Consider the following 21150-nt stretch of genomic DNA (forward strand, 5'->3'; position numbering starts at 1 on the left):
CGGCAAACCGCACCGGCCCCGACGCCCCCGCACAGAAGGCCCCGATGACGCAGCACCACACGACCGACTCCGACCCGCAATTCCCCCACACCCCGCACGAGCCCGCACCCGAGACCCAGGCCCAGGTCCCCGACCCGCACACGCCCGAGGAGCTCGAGCGCCTGGCCACCCTCAAGAAGCACCGGGCCGAGGTCTTCGACGAGACCAAGACCTTCGCCGACCTGGGCATCCGCAACAGCGTCCTCAAGGGCATCGAGGAGCTCGGGTTCAAGCACCCCACCCTCACCCAGAGCCAGCTCTGCCCGCCCATCATGGCCGGCGGCGACATCCTCGGCCAGGCCCGCACCGGCTCGGGCAAGACGGCCGCGTTCTCGCTGCCGCTGCTCTGCAAGCTCAACAAGGACGACCCCTTCCAGGCCCTCATCCTCGCCCCCACCCGCGAGCTGGCCATCCAGATCACCGCCGAGATCGACGAGCTGGGCAAGCACACGCCCATCCGCGCCACCACCGTCTACGGCGGCCAGGCCGTGCGGACGCAGGCCGGCAAGCTCAGCAAGGGCTCGCACATCCTCGTCGGCACGCCCGGGCGCGTCATGGACATGCTCGAGCGCGGCATCATCCACTTCAACAACATCCGCCACGTCGTCCTCGACGAGGTGGACCGGATGCTCGACATCGGCTTCCGCGAGGACATCCGCAAGATCCTCGAGAAGACCCCGCCCCAGCGGCAGACCGTCTTCGTCTCCGCCACCATCAGCCCCGACATCGAAAAGCTCGCCCGCCGCTACATGAAGGACCCGCAGAAGGTGGTCGTGCACTCGGGCTCCCTCACCGTGAGCCTCGTCGAGCAGCACTACCTCGCGGTCAACCCCTGGGACAAGAAGCGCCTCCTCCTGCACCTGCTCACCCACGAGGAGCCCGCCCTTACCATCGTCTTCTGCCGCCTCAAGCGAACCGTCGACGAGCTCGCCACGGGCCTCACCCAGCGCGGCGTCGAGGCCCACGCGATCCACGGCGACATGCCCCAGGGCAAGCGCAACTCCACCATGAAGAAGCTCCGCGAGGGCCATCTCGCCGTGCTCGTCGCATCCGACCTCGCCAGCCGCGGCATCGACGTCGAGGACATCTCCCACGTCATCAACTTCGACCTGCCCGACGACCCCGAGGTCTACGTCCACCGCATCGGCCGCACCGCCCGCGCCGGCAAGAAGGGCGTCGCGTGGTCCTTCGTCACGCCCGAGCAGGGCGAGCTGCTGACCGAGATCGAGATGCTCATCAACGCGGAAATCCCGCGGATGGACTACCCCGACTTCAAGCCCAACCCCCGCCCCGAGGGCTACCGCGACCCGCTCCCCGGCGGCCGGCGCGAGGGCGGCCTCACCCTCGCCAACGGCCCCGCCGCCCCAGCAGCCGCGCCCGAGCAGAAGACCAACCGCATCAAGGACTCGCTCAACCCCGACCTGCCCGTCGCCGAGCCCGACAAGGTCGACGAGACCAAGTTCCCCGGCGGCATCGTCCCCACGAAACTCCCACCCAAGCGCCTCATCCGTGGCATCAAGAGCAACCGGCGCTAATGCCCCCAAAAGAGCCGATCGCGCAAGCGATCGAACGCTGTCTCTTGGGTTCTCTCAAGGACTGAACCGCCCCCGAAGAGCCGATCGCGCAAGCGATCGAACTCTTCTCCGTGGCATCTCTACGCGCTCGCCAACACCCTCAACCCACCCCCCTCCGCCCCCCACACCGCCCCGCACTCCGGGCACCGCACCCTCCCATCCGCACCCACCATCCCCTGCAACTCATACCGGCAGCACCCGCACTCCCCCCGCGCGAGCCGCCGGCGCGCCACCGCCAGCCGCACATACGGCGGCGAGCCATAGGCCAGGAACGGCAGCAGCAGCCCCACGACCAGCGACAGCCCATTCAGAGCCACACCGTCCCAACGCACTTCGCGCACAAGCGCATTCCCGTTCCGCACCGACGCGGCCTGTTCCGGCATCGTCACCGCAAGCCGCCCCAGAAACAGCTCGCGCACCCGGGCAAGCTCGGCATCGCTCCACTCCTTCCCCGCCTTCAGCCCCAGCGGGTCCATGACGATCCAACGGCGAGACTCGTACCACGTCGGGTACCACCGCCCGAAGACCTCGTCCACCTGCACATACTGCACGTCCAGCAGGTCGTACGCATTCTCCTGCGTCAGTCGCGATAGCCGGTCCCAGCTCATGAACTGCGGGTCCAGCACCTCGTACCCGCCGTCCCCCCTCCGCAGCACGAACACCTGCTCGGTGTACGTCGGATACCGCACCTGCCGCTTCCGGAACGGACCCAGCGAGCCGCGATCCCACGAGTCCGCGTAGTAGCAGCTCATCCCCACCAGCGCCAGCAGCAGCACCACCACCAGCGGGTTCCGCAGGTGCCACGTCCAGCGCTCAAACCGGTTCCGCGGCGGGCAAGGAGCCTTCACGCCACGATCCTAACCACCCCCACCATTCCACAGATCACACCCAACCTACCGATACACTCCCCTCGTGCCCGACCCGCACCCGCACAACCCCCACAACCACCTATCCGCCGACTACATCCGCAACGTCGCCCGCCTCTCGCGCCTCCAGGTCACCGACGCCGAGGTCCCCGAGCTCCAGACCCGCCTCTCCGCCGTCGTCACCTACGTCGACCGCCTCCGACGCCTCGATCTCGAGGGCGTCGAGCCGCTCGCCAACGTGGCGGACACCGTCAACCGCCTCGACGCCGACACCCCCGCCCCCACCCTGCCCAATGACGTGCTGATGCGCATGGCCCCCGACGCCCTGCCGCCGTTCATCAAGGTCCCCAAAGTTCTCGACGAAGGAGGAGGCGCATGACCGCCCCCATGACCGCGACCCGCACCGCCGCCACCATCACCACCGCCCTCGCCCTCACCCTCGCCGCAGGCTGCGAAAAGAAGCAGGCCCAGGCCGCCGCCCAGCAGCAAGCCCAGATCCGCGCCACCGAAGGCACCGCCACCGCCCAGAAGCGCTGGCCCGAGTTCCTCGAAGCCTTCAGCAAGGCCACCGACCACAGCTCCTTCAAGGTGAAGGCCACCATCCAGGGCAACGCCAACCAGACCGGCGAAGCGTGGGTGAACGTGCAGTCGGTCGTGGGCACCTCGGTCGCGGGCCCGCTGCTGGCCGACGCCGCGGGCCACAAGAAGGGCGACCGCGTCACCGTCACCGCCGACAAGGTGAAGGATTGGGCCTACACCGCAAACGGCAAGACCGTCGGCGACTTCACCGCCCCGCCCGTCGACCCCAACGCCCCCGCCGCCGATTCGAAGGCGAAGAAGTGAGCTGCCCGTGACAGGGCGCGTGACCAGGCCAGACGCCATCTCCACCGCCCGCGCCGTGCAGGCGCGGGAGGTCAGCGCTCTCGCCGTCGCCCAGCACTCCCTCGCCGCCCTCGAGCAGCACGCCCACCTCAACGCTTTCATCTCCACCTTCCCCGAGCGCACCCTCGCGGCCGCCGCCGACGTCGACCGTCGCGTCGCCATGGGCGAGCAGCTGCCCCTCGCCGGCGTGCCCATCGCCATCAAGGACAACATCTGCCTCGGCCCGCCCTACGGCGGCACCACCACCTGCGGCAGCCGCATGCTCGCGAAGTACGAATCGCCCTTCACCGCGACAGCGGTCCAGCGGCTCATCGACGCCGGCGCCGTGATCGTCGGCAAGACCAACATGGACGAGTTCGGCATGGGCTCCTCCACCGAACGCTCCCACTTCGGCCCCACCCGCAACCCCCACGCCCCCGACCGCGTCCCCGGCGGAAGCTCCGGCGGTTCCGCCGCGGCCGTCGCCGCCGGCATCGCCCCCGTGGCCCTGGGCTCCGACACCGGCGGCTCCATCCGCCAGCCCGCGTCCCACTGCGGCGTTGTCGGCGTCAAGCCCACCTACGGGCGCGTCTCGCGCTATGGGCTGGTCGCCTACGCCAGCAGCCTGGACCAGATCGGCCCGCTCGCCGCCACCGTCCGCGACGCGGCCCTCGTGCTCGAAGCAATCTGCGGCATCGACCCCCACGACGCCACCGCGCACCAGCCCCCGCCAGGCCTGGTCGCCTGCCTCGATCAACCAATCGAAGGCCTGGTCGTCGGCATCCCCCGCCAGGCCCGTGGCCCCGGCAACAGCCCCGACATCACCCGCGTTCTGGACGAAACCGCCGTCCGCCTCCGCGAGCGCGGCGCCCGCGTTATTGACATCGATCTGCCCCTGCTCGATGACGCGATCGCCGCGTACTACATCATCGCCCCCGCAGAGGCCTCATCGAACCTCGCCCGCTTCGACGGCGTCCGCTTCGGTCACCGCGCCCAGCTGAAAGCAGGCGAAGGCCTCTACGAGCTCTACTGCCGCAGCCGCGCCGAGGGCCTCGGCCCCGAGGTCAAGCGCCGCATCATGCTCGGCACCCACGTGCTCAGCAGCGGCTACTACGAGGCCTACTACAACACCGCCCTCAAGGTCCGCCGGCGCGTGCTCGACGACTTCAACGCCGCCTTCACCGGCCGCGCCGGCCACCCCGCCTGCCACGCCATCCTCATGCCCACCGCCCCCGGCCCCGCGTTCAAACTTGGCGAAAAGACCACCGACCCCCTCGCGATGTACCTCGAGGACGTCTACACGGTGGCCGTCAACCTCGCCGGCCTCCCAGCCGCCACAATCCCCTGCGGGCAGGCTGCCGTTGAAGGTGCCCGGCTCCCAGTCGGCATGCAGCTCATCGCCCCCGCGTTTGACGAATGCACCCTGCTCCGCGTCGCGGCGATGATCGAAACCTCCGCAGCGGGCGTGTGATACCGCCAGTCCATATGAAGCCCGCAAGGCAAGTGACGGGCCCGCGGCTCTATTCATGAGCCCACTCCCCCACACCGACCGACCCCAACCTCGTCTCCGCTAGAATCCGCCATGGCCTACGCCGTGCTCGCCCGCCGTTACCGTTCCCAGGAGTTTGCCGAGGTGGTCGGCCAGCAGGCCATCGCCAACACCCTGGCCAACGCCATTAAGGCCAACCGCGTCGCCCACGCCTACCTCTTCGTCGGCACCCGCGGCGTTGGCAAGACCACCATGGCCCGCCTCTTCGCCAAGGCCCTCAACGGCGGCTCCCCCGAGATCGACGCCCTCATCATGAAGGGCCACGACACCGACGTCATCGAGATCGACGCCGCCAGCAACAACTCCGTCGAGCAGGCCCGCGAGCTGATCGCCAACTCCGTCTACAAGCCCCTCCGCGGCAAGTACAAGGTCTACATCATCGACGAGGTCCACATGCTCTCGACCGCGGCGTTCAACGCCCTGCTCAAGACCATGGAGGAGCCCCCCGAGCACGTCGTGTTCATCCTCTGCACCACCGAGACCCACAAGGTCCCCGCCACCATTCAGTCCCGCTGCCAGCGCTTCGACTTCCGCAATATCCCTTCGTCGCTGGTCGCCGAGCACCTCACCCGCGTCATCAAGGACGAGAAGCTCACCGCGGACCCCGAGCTCGTGCACCTGGTCGCCCACCTGGGCAACGGCTCGATGCGCGACTCTCTCACGCTGCTCGAACGGCTGATCGCCTCGGGCCAGACGCACCTCACAGTCAAGCTGCTGGAGGAGCTGCTGGGCCTGCCCGAGCGGAGCGTGTTGTCGGACCTCATTGACGCCCTCGCCAGCGGCGACCCGGCCGTCGCGCTCGCCAAGGGCGCCGACATGCTCTCGCGCGGGATCGGCATCGACCAGCTGCTCGAGACCCTGCTGCACCGCCTCCGCGACCTGATGATCATCGCCGCGTGCGGCCCGCAGACGCCGCTGGTAGAGCTCTCGGACTCCGCCCGCAAGGACGAGGTCGAGCGGGCCGGCAAGTTCGACGCCGCGGGCCTGGTGCACATGATCGCCCTGTGCGAGAACGTGCAGCGGGCGGCGAAGAACTCCGCCGTGCCGCGGGCCCTGCTCGACGCCTTGCTGGTGCGATTGGCGATGACAGACAAGATCGCGGACATCACCGCCGTGATGGCCGGCGCCCCGCGCAACGGAGCCGCTCCAGCAAAAAAACGCTGACGGCGACAGGTGTCCTGGGTGGCACCGGTCTCCCGACCGGTGTTCCAAAGCCTGCCGCCGTTCCCGCGCCTGCACCCCTCGCCCCACGCCCCGCGGCCGCGCCACCCGCGATGCGCCCCGCCGCACCCACGCGCCACGAGGTCGAGGCCAAGCCGCCCATTTCCGGCGTCACGCGTTTGCCCGGCAACCTGCCTGAGGACCCCGTCGCCCTCTGGAACATGGTGACCGAGGCGTGCCAGAAGCAGCACCGCATGCGGATCCTGGTGGGCAGCCTCAAGCTCGTCACCAAGGACGAGCACAAGGCCGTGCTCGAGGTCTCCGACGAGATGCGGACCGCCGCCCAGTCCGCCGAGCGCGACCTGTGCACGCTGCTGAGCATCGCCTGGGGCCAGAACCTCGCTATCGAGCTCAAGACCGCCAGCGGCGAGAAGGTCGAGCCCCTCCCCAAACCCGCCGCTGCCACCACTTCGCCGGGCGCCGCACCCAACCCACCCGCCACGCCAACTACCCCCATTAGCGACCATCCGCTGATCAAGCAGGCCACCGAGCTCTTCGGCGCCAAGATCATCAGCACCCAGCCGCGGAAGAAGCAGGGGGAGTGAAGCACAGCTCCCGGGCGGTTCAGCTGCTACTGCCGCTCGCCTGCCTCGGGCTCCGAAGGAGCCCCGGAGTGTTGCCACCAGTGGAGCAAGCGGCGCTTCGCCGCGAGCGCAACTGGTGGAAGGCAGGCCCCTCATATACCTTCCTTCCTTCGCATGCCGCTCCAACGGAGCGGCGGAGGGCCCAGGCCCCCGCCGCACGCCCCTGTCCTCCTCCCCCGCCCCCGCTCCAACGGAGCGCCGGAGTGTTGCCACCAGTGGAGCGCAGCCGCGCTTCGCGGCAAGCGCAACTGGTGGAAGGCAGGCCCACCCCTTACCTTCCTTTCTCTGCTTACCCGCTCCAACGGAGCGCCGGAGGGCCCAGGCCCCCGCCGCACGCCTCTGTCCTCCTCCCCCGCCCCCGCTCCGAAGGAGCCCCGGAGTGTTGCCACCAGTGGAGCAAGCGGCGCTTCGCCGCGAGCGCAACTGGTGGAAAACAGCCCCCTCCATTACCCTCCCCCTTCCCATTGCGCTCCAACGGAGCGGCGGAGGGCCCATGGCCGGCACATTCTCCCAGCTCCTGCTCCACGTTGTCTTCTCGACGAAACGCCGCGACCCCTGGATCACAGCCGAGATCGCACCAAGGCTCCATTCCTACATGGGCGGCATTGTGCGGGCCGAAAAAGGAACGGCCCTGAACATCAACGGCGTTGACGACCACGTGCACATGTACATCCGCTGGCGTCCCGACGTGTGCATCTCCGACCTCATGCGGGTGGTGAAGTCCCGCTCCTCAGCCTGGGTCCATGACGAGTTCCCCCGGCTCAGCCGCTTCGCCTGGCAGGAGGGCTACGCCGCGTTCACCGTGAGCAAGTCGCAGGAGCCGGCAGTCATGCGCTACATCGATACGCAAGCCGAGCACCACCAGAAGATGGACTTCCGCACGGAGTACCTGCAATTGCTGCGAGCGCATGACTGTGAGTTTGATGAGCGGTATGTGTTCGACTGAACTCCTCCGCCCCTGAAGGGGCGGAGAGCAAAAGAAGACAGGGGTTTGGGGCGTGCCCACCTTCCACCAGTTGCGCTCGCCGCGAAGCGCGGCGTCGCTCCACTGGTGGCAACACTCCGGGGCTCCTTCGGAGCCGGGGACACAGATGCTGACTTAGAACCAAATTTCTGGCGCAAGCCCGCCCCCAGCCTCAGAGACGGCGCGCCACCTACCTCACCACCTCATACCGCCCACCCTCAACCCCCAGGCGCCCCAGCACATCCGTCCGCGCATACAGCACCCGCCCGGCGCGGAGCGTCGCCGCGAACCCGAACTCCCCCGCCGACGCCTCCACGTGCAGCAGCCCCTCATCCGCCACAACAGCAGACGAACCCTCCGCGATCACAACCTCGCGGGCACCATCGCTCAAAACAACCCGGCTCACCCCCGCTTCCAGCACCCACCGCAGCTCCACCTCACCATCCCCCGCCTCCACCGGCCACACGCGCGACGCCGCGTCGCGCGACACCGCCCACGCGACGGTCACCACGCGCTGCCGCTTGCGCGGCCCCCGCGTGCGCGGGCCCTTGGTGGCGCGGTTGACGGCGCTCATTCACGCCCTCCTCGCGCATCCGGCGTAATCACCTCATGCACCCGGTTCAGCAGCGTCGCCGCCACCTGCAGCCCCCGCCCCGCCGGCGACACGAACCGCTGCCCCAGCCGCTCGAGCGTCTGGAAGAACTCCAGCATCTCATCCAGCCGCGCGTTGTGCTCCGCCAACGCCCTCTTCTGCTCCGCGTTCAGCGCCGCCTCCGAGCCGCCCTCGGTCTTGCGGTTCTTGCCGCGCTCCAGCGGGCCGGTCATGTCGCGGATCTCGTGCATCGACGCCAGCAGCGGGTCCACCTCGCGCGTGATCCGCTCGCGCACGATGGCGCGGAACATGGCCCACACGTCCTGCTCGGCCTTGAAGTACTCCTTGCGGTCGCCCCGCTTGTGCGCCCGCTCCACGATCCCCCAGTCCAGCAGGGCCCTCAGCGACATCGACGCATTGCCGCGTGAGATCTCCAGCCGGTCCATGATGTCATCGGTGCACAGCTCCTGCCCGCTGATGTACAGCAGCGCATGAACCTCGGCCATCGTCCGGGAGATGCCCCAGGCGCCGGCCATCTGACCCCAGACCGCAATAAAGCGGTCCTGGGCCTCCATGAGGGCCTTGGGGGCGGGTGTCTCCATGCCTGATTGTGGGAGGGGGGCGGGCGGAAGTCCACTGAACTTTCAGAAGTATTTGAAAGCACCGGCAGCCCGCCCGGCACGCCGCTACAGGCGCTCGAACCCCGGCAGCGGCCCCACCAGCGGCAGGCAGTACTCCACGAACGCACGGCTCACGTTGTTCCGCCCGGTGAGGAACGCGGGGGGCATGTGGCGGGTCTTGGCCGCGACCGCGCTGAGGTCCACCCGCCGGTAGGTGGACAGGTACGGCTGCCCGTTGTCCCGGCCCAGCCACCGCTCGCTCCCGCTGCCCTGCCGCACAATGGCGACGCTGCCGTCCTGGTGCCCGCCCATCGCGAGCTGCGCCGCGAACTGCCCGCACCGGCGCGCCTCCTGCTGGTCGATCGGGCTGGGATCAGGCCAGCACCGCTGCACGTACCCGAAGGTGTCCGCACGCACCCGCGGCGCCTTGCCCCCCGCGGGCGTGAGCCTCGCCTTCAGGAAGTCGGCGAGCGCATCGCCCAGGGCCCCGCTGCCCGAGAGCTGCACATTGCCGTGCGAATCGGTCTGCGCGTTCTTGATGAGCGAGGCGCCGATGGGCTGGCCCGTGGGGTCCATGATCCCTTCACTCACGGCGATGTGGCAGCGGCCTTTCTTCGCGTAGATCGCCTCCACATCCGCGGCGAACTCATCGAGGCTGAACGGCACCTCGGGGCAATAGATCAGCTGCGGCCCGTCGGTCGACTCCTCGGGCGCCACCGGGTTCAGGTCGCGGTCGTGCCGGCGGGCCAGCGCGCTCGCGGCCGTCAAGAATCCCGCGTGCCGCCCCATCACCACGTTGATCTTGATGCCCGGCAGCGAGATGTTGTCGAGAAAGTCCGCCATGCACGCCATCGCCACAAACCGCGCCGCCGACGGGAACCCCGGCGTGTGGTCGTTCTCCATCAGGTCGTTGTCCACGGTCTTGGGCACGTGGAAGCAGCGGAGGTCATACCCCGTCCTCACCGCCATCTCGCGGACAATGCGGCACGTGTCGCTGCTGTCGTTGCCGCCGATGTAGAAGAAGTAGCGGATGTCGTTCCTCTTGCACGCCTCCAGGACGCGCTCGCAGTATGCCGGGTCCGGCTTGTCGCGCGTGGAGCCCAGCGCCGCCGAGGGCGTCGCCGCCAGCCGATCCAGCCGGTCCTGGTGCATGTCGGTGAGGTCCGCGAACTCGCCCTTGGTGAGCCCGCGCACGCCGTGCCGCATGCCCAGAATGCGTGGCACAAACCCGGCCGCGTGCAGCCCGCCCCGGAGGCCTTCGACAACGCCGACAAGGGACTGGTTGATGACGGCGGTCGGCCCGCCGGACTGGCCAATGACAGCGTTGCCGCGGATGAGGTCGGAGGGGGGCATAGGGGCAAGGGTACACCGGCAGAATGAGTGGGTAGCTCGCGAGGGTCACCACGGAGGACGTTCGCAACGAGCCCCGAACGAAGTGAGCGGGCCGCGCCGCCCTCGTCACAGGTTACTCGGGGAACCCGTCACTGCGTTCCGGGCTCGTATCGAACGGGCACGCTGCTGTCCCGCGCGAATGTCGTTCGCAACGAGCCCCGAACGAAGTGAGCGGGCCGTGCTGCCCTCGTCGCCGATTCTCCGAAGGACCCGACACTGCGTTCCGGGCTCGTATCGAACGGGCAAGGCCTCACACCACCAGCGACTGCCCCCCGTCGATCACCACCTCCGTGCCCGTGATGTGATCCGCCTCGTCGCTGACAAGGAACGCGACCAGCTTCGCCACCTGCTCGGGCCGGCCGGGCTGCTTGCCGGTAAGGGGGATCTCCCCCTTGGGGAACCGCACGGGATGCCCGGCCTCGTCGATGTCGCGCTTCTCGGTGTTCTCGTCAATATTCGTGTCAATCGAGCCCGGGCACACCGCCGCGACCCGCACGTGGTGCTTCGCCAGCTCCAGCGCCAGCAGCTTGGTCATCGCGACCAGCGCCGCCTTGGTCGCCGAGTAGATCACGGTGCCCGGGTCGTTGAACGTGTGCACGCCGTTGATGCTCGAGCAGATGACCACCACCCCCTGCTGCTTCTCGCTCGCCCGCTTCTTGATTTCCGGCACCGCGGCCTTCAAGGTGATAAATGTCCCCTTGAAGTTCGTGTCCACAGTCTCGTCAAAGTCCTCGACGGTCAGCTCCTCGAGCGGGCCGGCCGCGCCATTGATGCCCGCATTGGCGAACACCACGTCAAGCCCCCCGAAGCGGTCCACCAACTCCTTCACCGCCAGCTGCATCCCCTTCTCATCGCGCACGTCCGCAATCAGCGCCATGGCCTCGCCGCCCGCGTCGGTGATCCGCTGCACGACCTGGTTCGCCTCCTCGGGTGTGCGGGTCAGGACGCCCACGCGGTGGCCGCGCTGGGCGAGGAGCTCGGCCGTTGCAGCGCCGATGCCCGAGCCGGCCCCGGTGATGAGGGCAACCTTCTTGATGGGTTGAGAGATCATGGATGCAGGGTGCACCCGGGGCATGAGAGGGCGTTGAAAGGGACGTGCCACGACCGTGCTCTGACGGTCGTGTCTTGTGGACAGTCGTGGGAGCGACGAAGACGTCGCCCCAGCGCCAGTCACATCGCACGCATCAGAAGAACAGGTCCGCCACGCCCAGCGCCCCCAGCACGCAGCTGACGACGCCATTCAGTGTGAAGAACGCCATATTGAGCCCGGCGAGGCCGCGCCGCGCCCCGCGGTACACGATCACGTGCTCGGTCACGAGCAGGGCGAGCACGGCCACCACCCCCGCGCCCAGCAGCGGCCCAAAGCTCGCATGCGACCGCCAGGCCATGATGAGGGCGGCGCCCGCCCCCAGGTGCAGGAAGATGCTGACCGCGCGGGCCCCGGCAGATCCGAGCGCAGCCGGGATGCTCCGCAGCCCCCGCCCCTTGTCGAAGCCCTCATCCTGCAACGCGTAGATCACATCGAACCCCGCCACCCAAGCGACCACAAACCCCGCGATCCACCACAAACTCGGCGTCGTCCGCAGCGCCTCGGGCCACACCGCCAGCGCCGCCGCGAGAGGCGCAATCGCCAGCGACGTCCCCAGGAACACGTGGCAAAGGGCCGTGAACCGCTTGGTATAGGAGTACAGCGCGATCCACCCCAGCACCGGCACGCTGAGGGCGATGGGCCACCAGTTGTCGTACAGCAGCCTGAACCCCCCGCACGCCGCAATGAACACCGCCGCGCATGCCAGGGCCACTCCCCACCCCTGCGCCGCCGAGAGCCGCCCCGCGGCGAACACCCGCCGCTGCGTCCGCGGGTTCTGCGCATCAAACCCGCGGTCCGCGAGCCGGTTGACCAGCATCGCCCACGTGCGGGCCGTCACCATGCACACCAGGATCAGCGCGAACTTCCCCCCGAAGCTCACCCACGACAACCCTGACGCCACCTGCGCAATGAACGCCGCCAGCACCGCAAACGGCAGCGCAAACACCGAGTGCGCCAGCTTGATGTCCGCGGCGATCAGCCGCAGTGAAGTCCTCGGCGACGAACTTTGTGCAGCAGCAGTGCTCACCCATTGAGCATAGGTCTAGAAGACCTATCCGACCCAGAGGACCTATTGGACCACGGCCACAACACCTGCCCACGCGATCGCTCGCGCGATCGGCTCCTCCAAGACGATCATCTCCAAACACCGACGGCCCCGTGTTCCCACGAGGCCGCCCGGAGAGAGAGAAAGAGAGATCGCAAGCGGGCAGCGCCCGCCCTGTTCACATGCCCAGCACGTTGCTCAGGTCCTTGCTCTGCGCGATCAGCGTGGCGCGGATCTCGGCCACCTTCTCCGCCGGCAGCTTGAGGAAGTCGAGCACGTCGGCATCGATGTTCGTGTTCAGCAGGTCCTGGCGGAACCCCAGCCCCGTGTCCGCGGCGAGCCGATCCGCGACGTGGATGATCGCCACGAGCGTGCGGCTCTCGGTGGGCACCTCCATGGGCTTGTGGTGGAAGCCGGTGACGATGCCGAAGCTCTTGGGGAACTTCCACTTCTCGCAAAGGGCTGCGCCGAACTCCTGGTGGTTGGCCTCGAACACCGCGTTCTCCGCCTCAATCATGTCGGTCGCGGGCACGCCCTTGTTGTCGGCGCCCACGCGGCGGAGCACGTCGATCAGCTTGTTGCGGTCTGCCTGCATCTCCACCATCACGCCGATGTCGTGGATCAGCCCCGCGAGGAACGCCTCGTCGGCCAGCCCGATCCGCAGCGAGTTGGCCACCATCTTCGCCGCCGCGGCCGTGAGGTTCGAGTGCGTCCAGATCTCACGCGCTGAGAACGTCGGCGTGAGGTCCCCGCCGCGGAAGAGCTTCGCAAGGCTCGCCGCGATCGCGATGTTCTTCACGGCGTTCAGGCCGAGCATCACGATCGCCCGGTTGATCGAGCCGATCTGCCCCGGCAGGCCGTAGAACGACGAGTTGACGACCTTGAGGATGCGGCTGCACAGCGCCGGGTCGCCGGAGATGACCTTGTGCAGGTCCTGGGCCGTGGACTTGGGGTCTTCCACGAGCTCGACCACCTTGACGGTGATCTCGGGCAGCGTGGCGATGTGGCTGATCTCGCGTATCGCGTTGGCGACGATCTGGTCCCGCTCTTTCGTGACGGTGCTCATGCGTAGCTCCTCCCGGCGCTCAAACCGCCGGTAACAGAGCATCGGCCGGAACCTGGGGTCACTTTCGCGGACTTGCCGGGTTTGCCGTTCTCGATTGAGGTGCAGCTGTGGCGGGCTAGTAAGCGTTGCGTTTCCGCAGCACCCATGGCTGGTGCGGGCTCACCTCCGCCAGCACCTTCGCGATCCGCTCCCCCGCGTGCCCGTCTCCATAGGGATGAACGAGCCCTCCAAGATCGAGTTCTCGGGCCTTGCCCACCGCCGCCCGCACCTCCGCCGCCCGCTCATGCTCCACGTGCACCACGTTCCCGCACCGCTCCCGCCCGCCCTGACGCGGCCCGATGTCCACCACCGGCACCCGCAGCGCCGCCGCCTCGATCAGCCCCGCCGAGCTGTTCCCCACCAGCACGCCCTTGTGCTTCGCGAGGTGCTTGAGCAGCCCAACGAACCGCTCGCGCGGCAGGTGCTGCACGATCGGGACACCCGCGCTCTCGATCGCCCGCAGCACCCCCTCGCGCCCCGGGTCGTGGTTGGGGTGCAGCGCCAGCACCCGCTCGCCTCTAAGGCCCTCCAGCACTTCCGCAGCCGCGGCCTCCTCTACTTCGGAAGGTCTCCCAACCGGGTGCAAGAGCAACAGAACGGGGAGGCGGGCTTTCAGCCCGCGCGATCCCTCCTCTGCCTTCTTTGCGTGCTGAAAGCCCGCCCCCCCATACAGCTCATCAACTCCGCTCTGGCTCAGCTCCTCCACCGCTGCAAGGCCATCAATCGCCGGCGACCCCACCACATGCACCCGCTCGCGCGCCTCCCCCATCCGCACGATCCGCTCCGCGCTCTGCTCGCTCGCCGCGAAGTGCACGTGCGCCAGCTTCGTGATCGCGTGCCGCATCCCTTCATCCGCGACACCCTCGGCCCGATCGCCCCCGTGGATATGAGCCACCGCGTACCCCGCCACGCTCGCCGCCGCCGCGGCCGCGAACGCCTCGATGCGGTCCCCCAGCACCAGCACCCAGTCCGGCCGCAGCTTCTCGTATGCCCGCGTAAACCGCCCCACACCGCGCCCCAGCGCCTCGGCATCCTCGGCCCGCCCCGTCTTCCCCGCGATCTGCATCGGCACGACCTCGGCAATGTTGAACGACGCCTTCACCTCGCGGAAAGTCAGCGCCGGCGAGATCAGGTGCGCCCCCGCAGCGATCACCGCCAGCTCCAGGTCCTGCCTCGCCGCGATCGCCAGCCCCACCGGCCGCAGCAGCCCGAACTCCGCCCGTGTGCCCGTTACGAGGGCGACGCGCGCCCGCCCCTTCAACGGTGGGTCCATGGGCGTGGGGCGCACGCTGGGCTCGTCGGTCCAGCCGTCGCCGATCAACGCTCACCCCCGCCCACAAGAGCCGCGATCCCTTCCAGGTCCTCCGCCACCAGCGGCACGTCCGCCTCGATCGGGCGCAACGCCTTCTTCCCCACGACATCATCCAGCAGGTACGCCGGCAGGCCCGTCCCCGGCCGCTTCACCGTCACATCCTCGCGCCGCAGCACCTCCCCGGCGCCGACCGCCCGCGTGCACACGACGCTCTGGCGCGACACCCGCCGCACATCCTCCTCGATGGGCAGCACGCGCTTGGTCTTCACGTACTCGCCCTGCCGCGCCGTCAGCTTCTCCGCCCCCCCGATGAACCGCGTCAGGTCCTCGGGCGGGTGCTCCTTCTTGAGGTGCTCCTTCGCCGCGAACGCCTGGATCGCGAACTCCACGTACTCGCCCATCTCGCGCGCATCCAGCGAGGCGATGTGGTCCGGCCCCACCGCCAGCTTGCTGTACGTCATGTGCTTCTCGAGCACCTGGGCCCCCAGGGCCACCGCTACCGCGGAGGTCATCACGTCCGGGGTGTGGTCGCTGTAGCCCACCACGCCCGGCCAGATGTCCGCGATGGCCGAAATGCCACCGAGCTCCCCCTGCCCCAGCGGGGTCGGGTAGCTGCTCACGCACTGCAGCACGCCCAGCCGCTCCCCCACGGGCCTCAGCCACGTGAGCGCCCTGGCCACCTCCTGCAGCGTCGAAGCCCCCGTGCTCACGATGAGCGGGCGCGTCTCCTTCGCCCCACGCATGCCCGCGAGGGCCTCCAGCAGCGGCCGGTTCACGATGTCCGGCGACGCCGTCTTGAACGCGTCCCACGCCATCTTCTTCGCGGCCTCGACATGCTCGAGGCTGAACACCGTCACGATCGCGTGCAGCCCCTTCTCGTGCGCCCGCTCGATCACCTGCTCCATCCCTGCAAGCGGCAGCTCCAGCCGCCTGAGCATCGCGACCGGGTCCTTCTCGCCCGCCGTCTTCTGGTACGCCGCGAGCTTGGACGCGCGGCTCATCAGCCGCTCGGCCTCGAACAGCTGCAGCTTCACCGCATCCACGCCCGCTCGCGCCGCCGCGTCCGTCAGCTCCAGCGCGCGCTCCACCGACCCATCATGATTCACACCAAGCTCGGCGATGACGTACGCCGGCTGGTTGGGCCCTATCTCACGCGTGCCAATCCGCATCGAGGCAAGGGTACTCACCCCGCCCGCAGCAGCGTGTCCGCCACGATGAGATCGACGCGTGAATCGATGTCGACCACGCTCCCCTCGGGGTTCATGAGCCCGCGCCGGTCGGCCCCGAAGAACGCGTGCGGCCCCGGCGGCACCCCCGGCACCTCCAGGAACAGCGCCCGCCGGGTGACCGCGAGCACGCCGCCATCCGGGATCGCGGCCGCGGGAAGGTCCTGCCGCCGGAACACGTTGTGATTCAGGACCTCGCCCTCCCACGGCACAACCTCGCCCTTGCCATTCAGGCGGGCCGTCCACCAGGGGTGGTGCTTGCCCACCGGCGCATAGCTCTGCACCGAATCCGCACCGGTTGTCCGCAGCATCTCCACCGCGCGGTCGATCAGCCCCGCCGGGCGGATCGGCACATTGGCGTAGAGGATGACGACGATTCCCACCTCCGTGGCCGCGGCCTGCACCGCATGGCGCGCGGCGTCATCGACGCGTGCGTAGTCGGTCGCGAGGTCCGCCGGCCGCACCACCGCGCCCACCTCCATGCCCTTGGCAATGGCGAGGGCCTGCGGGTCGTCGCTGCTGACCAGGATGCGCGACAGGCTGGTCGCCTGCTTGGCCGCCTCGATCGTCCACTGGATGCACGGCTTGCCCGCGACGGGCGCGACGTTCTTGCCGGGAACGCCCTTGCTGCCCGAGCGGGCGAGGATGACGGCGAGCGCCTTGGTGCTTTCAGTTTTCATCTTGATGCCTCGATGCCCCGTGCCTTGATGCCTTCTTCGTCACCCGACCTCTTCACACCCGACCTCAACCTCCACCAGATCACCACACCCATCGCGCACGCTGCCGTCCGCTGCGATCACCCGCGTGCTCCACTGTTGCCGCTCGCGCACGTTCGGGGGCAGCGGCAGCGGCTCGATGCGCTCCCCGGGGATGGGGGCCGGCAACGGATCGATCACCCCCGAGTCCGCGATCATGAGAGCGCGGGTGTAGAAGTCCTCGATCTGCTCGTACACCGCGTCCCGCCGCGTGATCCGCGGCACGACCCAGAGCGACGGCAGGCCTTCGACCATCCGGCGGTGCTCGATCAGGTGGGCGATGCCGTCGCGGACCCGGTCGAAGCCGTGCCGGCCCGTGAGAGCGGCATAGGTCATTGCGTCCTCGGCGAGCAGATCGATGCTGACGATGTCGACGCGTGCAGCAAGGACCTCGCGGGCCGCGCTGACGCCCTCGATCAGCGGCGTGCGCAGGTGCACGCCCACCGCCCCCGCGCCGCGGGCGACCTCCACCAGCCGCAGGGCGTCATCGAGTGAGTCGCCGTGATCCACAATGGTCACGCACGGCGTGCCGCCGGTGCGGCACAGCTGCTCCAGCAGCTCGTCGTTGCGCCCGCCAGCATGGACGGTGATGTGCTCGGGAGCGCCCCGCCAGCCGTGCAGCGCATCAGCGACGGCCGCGCACCCCGCGCCCTGCACACGCCCGTACACGCGCCGGACCATCTCCAGCCGCTCGGGCGAATCCGGCACGCACCGCAGCAGCAGGTCGCGCACCTTGGGCTCAACGCTCACGCACACGGGCTTGGCGATCGGGTCCATCTGCGGCGCATGCGGCAAGTAGCCGATCAGCCCGCCGATGCTCGCCAGCGGCGTGTTCGCCGCGCTCAGCTCCGCCAGCACCCGCCGCGACACCACGCACGCGCCCAGCCCCGGGGGCGCGTGCGCGAACGTGAGTTCGTGGGCCTCGGGCCGCTCCAGGTGCCGCTCGATCACACCATCAACCAGTGCCGGATCAACCAGCGACCACGCGGCCCCCACAAACGCCGCGCTCGCGAGCCCCCGCCGCTCCATCGCCGGCGCCGCCACCCGGGGCGACACCGCCTCGTCATAACACGAGAGGTTCGCCAGCCCACCCCGCCAGCAGTGCCGGGCCCACAGCCGCCCGACCCCCACGCCGCGCGTGCGATCGCGCAGCATTCCGCCGTCGATCGGCTCGAACTCCACGCGCAGCCCCGCCGGAGCCCGCCCCACCAGCTCGCGGGCGACCTCGACATCCGGGCACAGCAGCAGCACGCCCGCGACCCGCCCGCACCGCGCCAACCGCGCGAGCGTCGCCTGCAGCAGGTTGACGCCGGGCGTCAGCTCCGCCCCAAGGTCCCGCGGCAGGCCGATGTTGCCAACATCGGTATCGACATGAGCGATCACCCAGAGGCGACCCTCACCTGCATTCAAAGTACGAGGCCGGCGCGCAAGCTCCGGACGATTCTCTTCGTTGCAATCAGATGTGCCGCGCGTTTCTTTCGAGGATTCCCGCGCACTCCCCGCCCATACCCCCCGCACCAGCTTCTCCGCCGCCTCCTCCAGCAGCCCGCCCACATACTCCGCCGCGTCCGCGAGCCACCGCACGTTCACAAGATCGCGCTCGATCTCCCGCTTCTGCTTCTCCATGGGCGACAGCGTCGGGTCAATCTGAATCGCCCGGTCCGCACGGTACCGCTTGAACTGCCCCGTCTGGTTCACCCACTGCACGATGCCGAACGCCACCTCCGCCGCGGCCTCCTTCGCCATGCCGCTCACCCGCTCGATCAACCGGTTCACCCGCGCCTGATCCTGCTGGTGCTCGAGCATTTCCTCCAGCACCTCCCCCGCCTCCCGCCCCAGCGCCGCGATCCGCCCCGTGCTCTCCCGCAGCGAAGCAAGCCGCGAGCGCACAGCGTCCAGGCGTTTGGAAAGCGCACCGCCCTCCAGTCCCGCCGGCGTCCCGGGCACGCGCATCGGCTCCCGCGCGTGCGCCTCCAGCGCCTCGTGCAGCGTCATCACCCGCGTGTGCTGCTTCAGCACCCCGCCCTCGGTGGCATCGATCGTCGTCAGCCCCCGTGCCGCGTCGCTCATGAACTCGCGCTCGAACTGCACGAGGTACGTCGACATCTGCTCGTCGGTGTAGATCGGCCGCCCCTGCTGGTCCTGCACCTTCCGCAGCAGCGGCCGCATGCGGGCGATCCGCTGCCACTCCAGCATCTCCAGCGTGTTGAACTCGTTCAGCTCGCCCGACCACACCTGGTGGATCGCCGCGCCCGGGGCGTAGTACTGCCCATCCGTGAACCCCAGGTCCTGCCCGATGAGCACGACAGGATCACACCCCATGTGCCGCGCCAGGTAGTACGCCAGGTGCGCCACCGTCGCCCCCGGCGGGATGTACCGGTCCTGGTGGCACCGGTCTCCCGACCGGTGCTCCTGCCCACCATCGACACCGGTCAGGAGACCGGTGCCACCAAGAATCCCGTCCAGCACCACGTCCCCCGCGCACCGCACCGCCCCCGGGAATGCCTCCAGGATCGCCCGGTTGCACTTGGGCTCCGCCACCAGGGTGACGCCCTCGACATCCGCGCCCATCAGCCCCTCATAGAACCGCCGCGAGATCTCGTGATAATCCAGCGCCGTCACAAAGTGCGGCCTGATCCCCTTGGCCAGCAGCGTCTTCAGCACCGTCTGCACCGCGATGATCACCACCCGATCCCGCACGCCCGGGCGCGCCAGCAGCTCGACATTCCGCCGAAGGCTCGGCCCCGCCGAAACCACCACCGCCGGCTTCCCCTTGCACGCGTCCTTCAGGTCCGCCACCCCCGGCACCGTCGCGTACCACGCAAGGTTCAGCAGCAGGTTCCGCAGCGTCTGGTCCACCTGCACCAGCGTCGTCATCACATTCGTCCGCACGGCCCGCATCACCGTCGTGAACGCCGCGCCAAACCGCTCGCCCGCGTCCCCGATCCGCGCCTTGCTCGCAGGGTGGTCCACCAGCGTCGTCCCCGCGGCCAGCACGGCCTCGATCCCGCTCGTCGCCGCGGCGATCGCCCCCGTGTCGTCCGCATCCGTCACCACCGCCACATTCGACACCGCCAGCCACGAGCAGTCCAGCCGCTCCAGCACCGCCCGCAGCAGCGCCACATCCGGCTCGAACACCACCACCGCCCCGTGACCCTTCAGCCGCTTCGCCAGCGCCGCAACATGATGCCCCAGCCCGAACCCGCGCACCACCACCGCCGCGCTCGCGCCGATATCAATCGACTGCGCGAACTTCTCCGCCTCCGCCAGCGGCGCCCGCAAGCTCGCCAGCTGCCGCCCGTTCAGACTCCCCGTCACCCCTCCATCAGGCGCAACCAGCAGCCCCAGCCCCGCGCAAGGCCCAGCCGCGCGCACCGCCTCCACCGCCCGCGCCGACCGCCCCCGCAGCAGCCGCAGGTTCTTCTCCAGCCGCTCCCGGCTTGGCCCCGGCACCGCACTGTCCATCCTTCCCGCCAATCGCGCCTCCCCCTTGAACCTCATGAACCCCCACGCCCTTCGCGCGGTACAACTCCACGGCCAGCCCATGGCACAACCCGGGCGCACGGCGCCCCGCCTTGTGATCGGCCGTCCGCCAAAGGACACTGGAATGATGCCAAACTCCCGCCCGCTGTCCCGCCTGCTACCCCCCGTGCTCGCCTGCACCCCACTGCTCCTCGCCGCGCCCGCCCTCGCCCAGGCCCGCCTTGACGCCGAGGCCCCCACGCCCCTCAACCCGCCCAACCCGCTGATCCACTACACCCTCGAGAACCCCTGGCCACTCGCCATCCTTCTGATCGTCGTCGCCCTCATCCTCTACTTCTCTCTCAGCGCGCGCGACCCCAAGAAGGCCCGCCGCCTCGCCCCCATCCCCCTGCTGCTCGCCATCGCGTGCATCGGCGCGGGCTACGCCATCACCACCGCCCGCGAGCAGGTCCGCAACCTCACCAAGGCCCTCGTCACCAGCGTCGCCACCGGCGACGGCCCCGCCGTCGACCGCGCCCTCACCCCCTCCGCCCGTCTCTTCTCCCCCGCCACCCCCGCCGGCATGGACAAAGACCAGATCATCAACCGCGTGCAGACCATGCTCGGCCCCAACGGCGTCGTTCGCGTCGACGATCTCGCCGTGCTCGAAGCACAGGTGGACGCCTCCTCCAAGGACCGCGCGCTGGTGCAGGTCAAGGTCCGCGTCACCGCCCAGGGCACACCCGTCATCTCCTGGTGGCGCCTCGACGCCGTCCCCGCCGGCAACACCTGGCAGTTCTCCGGCATCAAGTTCATCTCCGCCAACTGGAACATCCCGGGCGTCTAGAGACAGGTCTCTCGCGGAGACGCGGAGGCGCGGAGATAAGGCAGGA

General features: G+C 69.2%; 19 protein-coding genes. 8 read left to right on the plus strand and 11 right to left on the minus strand.

From position 1 onward, the window contains the following. The first annotated feature begins 44 nt into the window (after positions 1-44). Positions 45-1574 (plus strand): DEAD/DEAH box helicase, encoded by a 1530-nt coding sequence (locus VD997_02400; protein ID HYE60821.1) that lies wholly within the window; start codon positions 45-47, stop codon positions 1572-1574. A gap of 119 nt (positions 1575-1693) precedes the next feature. On the opposite strand, the gene VD997_02405 is transcribed toward VD997_02400, so the two are convergent. Then, positions 1694-2461, minus strand: coding sequence for a hypothetical protein (locus VD997_02405; GenBank protein ID HYE60822.1), 768 nt, complete (start codon positions 2459-2461; stop codon positions 1694-1696). Between the two features lie 64 nt (positions 2462-2525). Here VD997_02405 and gatC point away from each other — a divergent pair, with 64 nt between their 5' ends. The 6 genes from gatC to tnpA all read left to right on the plus strand — a co-directional run bounded on the left by gatC (position 2526) and on the right by tnpA (position 7640). Next, positions 2526-2858: an Asp-tRNA(Asn)/Glu-tRNA(Gln) amidotransferase subunit GatC gene (gene gatC / locus VD997_02410; protein ID HYE60823.1), complete on the plus strand. Its 333-nt coding sequence runs from the start codon at positions 2526-2528 to the stop codon at positions 2856-2858. Beyond that, positions 2855-3322: a DUF2314 domain-containing protein gene (locus VD997_02415; GenBank protein ID HYE60824.1), complete on the plus strand. Its 468-nt coding sequence runs from the start codon at positions 2855-2857 to the stop codon at positions 3320-3322. Before gatC ends, VD997_02415 begins: the two co-directional genes overlap by 4 nt. Before the next feature lie 7 nt (positions 3323-3329). Then, on the plus strand, positions 3330-4811 hold the full coding sequence (gene gatA, locus VD997_02420; GenBank protein ID HYE60825.1) for an Asp-tRNA(Asn)/Glu-tRNA(Gln) amidotransferase subunit GatA: 1482 nt from the start codon (positions 3330-3332) through the stop codon (positions 4809-4811). Positions 4812-4922: 111 nt separating this feature from the next. After that, positions 4923-6053 (plus strand): DNA polymerase III subunit gamma/tau, encoded by a 1131-nt coding sequence (gene dnaX, locus VD997_02425; protein ID HYE60826.1) that lies wholly within the window; start codon positions 4923-4925, stop codon positions 6051-6053. Between the two features lie 110 nt (positions 6054-6163). After that, positions 6164-6655, plus strand: coding sequence for a hypothetical protein (locus tag VD997_02430; protein ID HYE60827.1), 492 nt, complete (start codon positions 6164-6166; stop codon positions 6653-6655). A gap of 532 nt (positions 6656-7187) precedes the next feature. Further along, on the plus strand, positions 7188-7640 hold the full coding sequence (tnpA, locus tag VD997_02435; GenBank protein HYE60828.1) for an IS200/IS605 family transposase: 453 nt from the start codon (positions 7188-7190) through the stop codon (positions 7638-7640). Positions 7641-7848: 208 nt separating this feature from the next. Here the strand turns inward: tnpA and VD997_02440 are convergent, their stop codons facing one another. From VD997_02440 to VD997_02485, 10 genes are all read right to left on the minus strand, one after another. After that, complete coding sequence (locus VD997_02440; protein HYE60829.1) at positions 7849-8232, minus strand: hypothetical protein; 384 nt, start codon at positions 8230-8232, stop codon at positions 7849-7851. Next, positions 8229-8852: an ArsR family transcriptional regulator gene (locus VD997_02445; GenBank protein HYE60830.1), complete on the minus strand. Its 624-nt coding sequence runs from the start codon at positions 8850-8852 to the stop codon at positions 8229-8231. Before VD997_02445 ends, VD997_02440 begins: the two co-directional genes overlap by 4 nt. Positions 8853-8936: 84 nt before the next feature. Then, positions 8937-10223, minus strand: coding sequence for a diphosphate--fructose-6-phosphate 1-phosphotransferase (locus VD997_02450; protein HYE60831.1), 1287 nt, complete (start codon positions 10221-10223; stop codon positions 8937-8939). A gap of 289 nt (positions 10224-10512) precedes the next feature. After that, a complete protein-coding gene (locus VD997_02455; protein ID HYE60832.1) occupies positions 10513-11313 on the minus strand; it encodes an SDR family NAD(P)-dependent oxidoreductase in 801 nt (266 codons plus the stop codon). 133 nt (positions 11314-11446) lie between these two features. Continuing rightward, positions 11447-12379 carry a 4-hydroxybenzoate octaprenyltransferase gene (locus tag VD997_02460; protein ID HYE60833.1) on the minus strand — a complete coding sequence of 311 codons (933 nt, stop codon included), beginning with the start codon at positions 12377-12379 and terminating at the stop codon, positions 11447-11449. A 196-nt stretch (positions 12380-12575) separates the two neighbouring features. Continuing rightward, positions 12576-13463: an HDOD domain-containing protein gene (locus VD997_02465; GenBank protein ID HYE60834.1), complete on the minus strand. Its 888-nt coding sequence runs from the start codon at positions 13461-13463 to the stop codon at positions 12576-12578. A 115-nt stretch (positions 13464-13578) separates the two neighbouring features. Further along, complete coding sequence (gene neuC, locus VD997_02470; GenBank protein ID HYE60835.1) at positions 13579-14823, minus strand: UDP-N-acetylglucosamine 2-epimerase; 1245 nt, start codon at positions 14821-14823, stop codon at positions 13579-13581. Further along, a complete protein-coding gene (locus VD997_02475) occupies positions 14820-15983 on the minus strand; it encodes an N-acetylneuraminate synthase family protein (protein ID HYE60836.1) in 1164 nt (387 codons plus the stop codon). Before VD997_02475 ends, neuC begins: the two co-directional genes overlap by 4 nt. Before the next feature lie 14 nt (positions 15984-15997). Beyond that, the gene (locus tag VD997_02480; protein ID HYE60837.1) at positions 15998-16720 is read right to left on the minus strand and encodes an acylneuraminate cytidylyltransferase family protein; all 723 of its coding nucleotides are present in this window, start codon (positions 16718-16720) and stop codon (positions 15998-16000) included. A gap of 39 nt (positions 16721-16759) precedes the next feature. Further along, positions 16760-20248: a 6-hydroxymethylpterin diphosphokinase MptE-like protein gene (locus tag VD997_02485; protein HYE60838.1), complete on the minus strand. Its 3489-nt coding sequence runs from the start codon at positions 20246-20248 to the stop codon at positions 16760-16762. Positions 20249-20405: 157 nt separating this feature from the next. On the opposite strand from VD997_02485, the gene VD997_02490 reads away from it, so the two are divergent. Beyond that, positions 20406-21104 (plus strand): DUF4440 domain-containing protein, encoded by a 699-nt coding sequence (locus VD997_02490; protein ID HYE60839.1) that lies wholly within the window; start codon positions 20406-20408, stop codon positions 21102-21104. Positions 21105-21150: the final 46 nt, after the last annotated feature.

This window comes from Phycisphaerales bacterium (genome assembly GCA_035627955.1).
In the GTDB taxonomy this organism is placed as follows: Bacteria; Planctomycetota; Phycisphaerae; order Phycisphaerales; family UBA1924; genus JAEYTB01.

Excerpts from the sequence above, each read along its gene's own strand:
- VD997_02480 (HYE60837.1), bottom strand. The coding sequence starts at position 16,720 with ATGAAAACTGAAAGCACCAAGGCGCTCGCCGTCATCCTCGCCCGCTCG.
- VD997_02440 (HYE60829.1), bottom strand. The coding sequence starts at position 8,232 with ATGAGCGCCGTCAACCGCGCCACCAAGGGCCCGCGCACGCGGGGGCCG.
- dnaX (HYE60826.1), top strand. The coding sequence starts at position 4,923 with ATGGCCTACGCCGTGCTCGCCCGCCGTTACCGTTCCCAGGAGTTTGCC.
- VD997_02455 (HYE60832.1), bottom strand. The coding sequence starts at position 11,313 with ATGATCTCTCAACCCATCAAGAAGGTTGCCCTCATCACCGGGGCCGGC.
- VD997_02445 (HYE60830.1), bottom strand. The coding sequence starts at position 8,852 with ATGGAGACACCCGCCCCCAAGGCCCTCATGGAGGCCCAGGACCGCTTT.
- VD997_02415 (HYE60824.1), top strand. The coding sequence starts at position 2,855 with ATGACCGCCCCCATGACCGCGACCCGCACCGCCGCCACCATCACCACC.
- VD997_02465 (HYE60834.1), bottom strand. The coding sequence starts at position 13,463 with ATGAGCACCGTCACGAAAGAGCGGGACCAGATCGTCGCCAACGCGATA.
- tnpA (HYE60828.1), top strand. The coding sequence starts at position 7,188 with ATGGCCGGCACATTCTCCCAGCTCCTGCTCCACGTTGTCTTCTCGACG.
- VD997_02400 (HYE60821.1), top strand. The coding sequence starts at position 45 with ATGACGCAGCACCACACGACCGACTCCGACCCGCAATTCCCCCACACC.
- VD997_02450 (HYE60831.1), bottom strand. The coding sequence starts at position 10,223 with ATGCCCCCCTCCGACCTCATCCGCGGCAACGCTGTCATTGGCCAGTCC.
- VD997_02430 (HYE60827.1), top strand. The coding sequence starts at position 6,164 with ATGCGCCCCGCCGCACCCACGCGCCACGAGGTCGAGGCCAAGCCGCCC.
- VD997_02475 (HYE60836.1), bottom strand. The coding sequence starts at position 15,983 with ATGCGGATTGGCACGCGTGAGATAGGGCCCAACCAGCCGGCGTACGTC.
- VD997_02490 (HYE60839.1), top strand. The coding sequence starts at position 20,406 with ATGCCAAACTCCCGCCCGCTGTCCCGCCTGCTACCCCCCGTGCTCGCC.